At 59.4% G+C, this 2,953-nt stretch carries 3 protein-coding genes; 2 read left to right on the top strand and 1 reads right to left on the bottom strand.

Features of this window, described 5'->3' with window-relative positions; translation table 11 throughout:
- Nucleotides 1–1,275: DUF262 domain-containing protein (locus AX721_RS26885; RefSeq protein WP_231754718.1), on the top strand; the 1,275-nt coding region annotated here is incomplete at its 5' end.
- Nucleotides 1,247–1,933, top strand: coding sequence for an MAE_28990/MAE_18760 family HEPN-like nuclease (locus tag AX721_RS28780; RefSeq protein ID WP_197422566.1), 687 nt, complete (start codon nt 1,247–1,249; stop codon nt 1,931–1,933). The genes AX721_RS26885 and AX721_RS28780, both read left to right, overlap by 29 nt.
- A 284-nt stretch (nt 1,934–2,217) precedes the next feature.
- Here the strand turns inward: AX721_RS28780 and AX721_RS13395 are convergent, their stop codons facing one another.
- Entirely contained in the window at nt 2,218–2,712 is a 495-nt protein-coding gene (locus AX721_RS13395; protein ID WP_068876497.1) for a GNAT family N-acetyltransferase, read from the bottom strand.
- Nucleotides 2,713–2,953: the final 241 nt, after the last annotated feature.

The following is a 2,953-nucleotide window of genomic DNA, read 5'->3' on the forward strand; positions in this document are numbered from 1 at the left end:
GTCAAAGTTTGTTGGGGGGATTGGCGCAGAGCGGCAGGTCAGCCGGATTGCAACGACGCCGAGGGGAGCTATGGTGGGGATGGAGGTTCTTACATGCCCGACGAGCAAGATTCCGAAGCTGAGACCGATTTGCAGAATGACGTCTCGATTGCAGAGGAGGCTGAAGAAGATTCTCCGATATTCGATGATGGCACGCCACCGCGTGATCGGAAACTGCAGACGAACCCGTTCGACTTCATTGTGAGCTCGATCAACTCCCAAATCGAAGATGGGTCTATCGTGCTGCAAGATCAGTTTCAACGTCGTCGCGTCTGGAATGACGTGAAGGCGAGTCGACTTGTTGAATCTCTGATACTGAATGTACCGATACCCGTCTGCTATTTTGCGGAAATAGAAGACGGGGCGTACGCCGTGGTTGATGGTCAGCAGCGCCTTACCTCAATTTACAGATTCATTGATAACCAATTTTCGTTACGAGGATTGAAGGTTCGCCCCGACTTAAATCGTAAGAGGTTTCATCAGCTTCCACCAGCTGATCAGCGGCTGATACGGGCCAGGACGATCCGCTGCATCGTAATTCTGAAGGAGTCGCACCCAGATATAAGGTTCGATGTATTTGAGAGACTTAACACGGCGACGGTAAGCTTGAACCGACAGGAGTTGAGAAATTCAACCTACCGAGGCGACTTAAATGATCTGGTAGTTAAGCTCTGCGATAATCCGATTTTCCTGGCGATTCGAAAAGCGGAGACGCCAGACAAGCGGATGCGTGATGCTGAGCTAATTCTCCGATTCTTGGCATTCCACTTTGGAGGAGATGCGTTCCGCAGCGGTTTCACCCGTCATCTCGATAACTATCTTGATGGCGGCCGGCGTATGAACGCGGCTAGTCTCAATGCGCATCGCGCCGCGTTTGAAGACGCGATCGGGAAGGCCTACACGATATTTGGTGCGGAGGCATTCCGCCGAGTTGATGAGGACGGCGTCCCAGAAAGCCAAATCAATAGTGCTGTTTTCGATGCGCTGATGCTGACACTTGCGCGGATCGAGCAGAACATCGTCGCTGACCGCGCCGCCGATTTCAGAGAAGCATATCGAGCGGTCTGCAACGATGCTGATTTCCTTGACGCGATTAGCAGAGCTACGCGTGACACGTCTCGATTGAACACGCGCCTCGCAAAATGGGCAGCAGCGCTGAACCAGCGAGGTATCGAGTGCCCGGTCCTGTCGTTCGGAAAGTCCGCAGATGCCGTCGCCGTCGTTAACCCGGCTTGATAGCCGACTTGGCGAGGTGAACTGTCTCATTGAAATCTGTAGGTCCCGCAAAGCGCGGGGCGCGAAGAACATTGTCACCGAAGAGCCGGCACTCCTAAGGGGCGCGATTGTCCTGCTATCGAGTCATTTGGAGGGCTTCTTTGAGGATCTCGTTGTCGACGTTGTAGAGGCAATCGACACCGGCGCCGCCACGCCGAGTGTGTTTCCGGAAGCCATACGCGCGCGGCAGGTGCTTGGTGAGCCATCCAGGTGGACGAATGCAGATCAAACGAAGCGCTGGGAATATGTCCGAGGCGCTGCGGCAGCTCCGCTCTTCCACGACAATGAACCCCATGTTGCCGGCAATCTCGACGCCGAGCTCCACATCGCGGGTTTTGCAAATCCTGGAACGAAAGAAATCAAAGAGTTGTTCAAGACGGTCGGCATCGCGGATTGCTGGGCGGCGTTCCATGTGATCGAGCCGCAGCAGGGCTACAAGAATGAGGTTGACGCAATAGTAGGTCGCCGAAATCAAATTGCTCACGGAGACCTAAGTGCAATTGTCACAATTCTTGATATAGACGCCTACGCTCGCAACTTTAGACATACGGCAACTGTATTCTCTCGGATTGCCGAAGATCACGTAAGAAGCTCCCTGCCCGGCTTTAGCTGGCGATAGTGGGTGAGCAGCGCACTTGGATGCGCGCGTCGGATCAGCAAGCCAACATCTGCCGCGGAGCGCATCTCAATGGCGGAGATCCGCTGAACCGCGTCCCGCGCAGGCGGCGTTGCAGCACAGCGTCGGGCTGTGACGGAAGCTGCGCAAGGGCCGTGAACGTCGCCTGTGGGTCGCTCTAAGCCTAAGCCTTTATCCAACAAGCGGAGTCCAGCCGCGCGTTCGGGAGCCCCGGGTTCTTGGAGCGGTCCCAATGATCGCAACTGGCTTTCGGGCCGACCGCCGGTTCAGCCACCCGCCCAGCTGATCGCCTTCGCCAGCAAGAGCGTCGTAAGACCGCTGTTCCATTCCACGTCCGGATACCGATCGATCTCCCGGTATCCGCGGGCCCGGTAGAAGGCCTGCGAGCGGGCGTTGAACGTGTCGGTCTCCAGCCTGACGACGGAGAAGCCCGCGCGGGCGATCTCGGCCTCCGCCGCGTCCATCAGGCGGCTGCCGATGCCCAGGCGCGCGTGGCTGGATCGGACATGCAGCGCATTCACGAAGTCGGCCTCCCAATCCACGAAGCCCACGACCTGGCCGTCCACTTCGGCGACGTGGAACAGGCCGCCCCGTTCGGCGACGTAGGCGGCCGGACGGTCCGCCTCGCGGAAGGCTCGCGCCGCCTCGGGGGTCACCTGGGGCAGCCAGGTGCTCTCGTAGGTGTCGTGGAGCACCTCCCGCAGGCTCGCCGCGTCGGACGGACGGCCGCGGCGAATGAGGATGCTTGAGGGCCGCGCCATCCGCCCTGGTTACGCCGGCGCCGAGAGCGTCACAATGCGGCCGGGGTGGAGGTCTGCGCCCTGCCGGCGGCTCGCCCCTCCACCCGCCGCTCTTCCCCCGGCTCAAGGCCGGGGTCGGCGTCCGGTCCCCCTCCCGCCGCTTTTCGGGGGAGGTGAAGGCGCGAGGGCTTCGGCGGTCTGAGCCATTCAATCCATGGACGGAGTTTGCCTTGGGGTCCGGCGCTCTCAAGGACGGGCCGGA

This window comes from Phenylobacterium sp. CCH9-H3, assembly GCF_001557235.1.
In the GTDB taxonomy this organism is placed as follows: Bacteria; Pseudomonadota; Alphaproteobacteria; order Caulobacterales; family Caulobacteraceae; genus Phenylobacterium.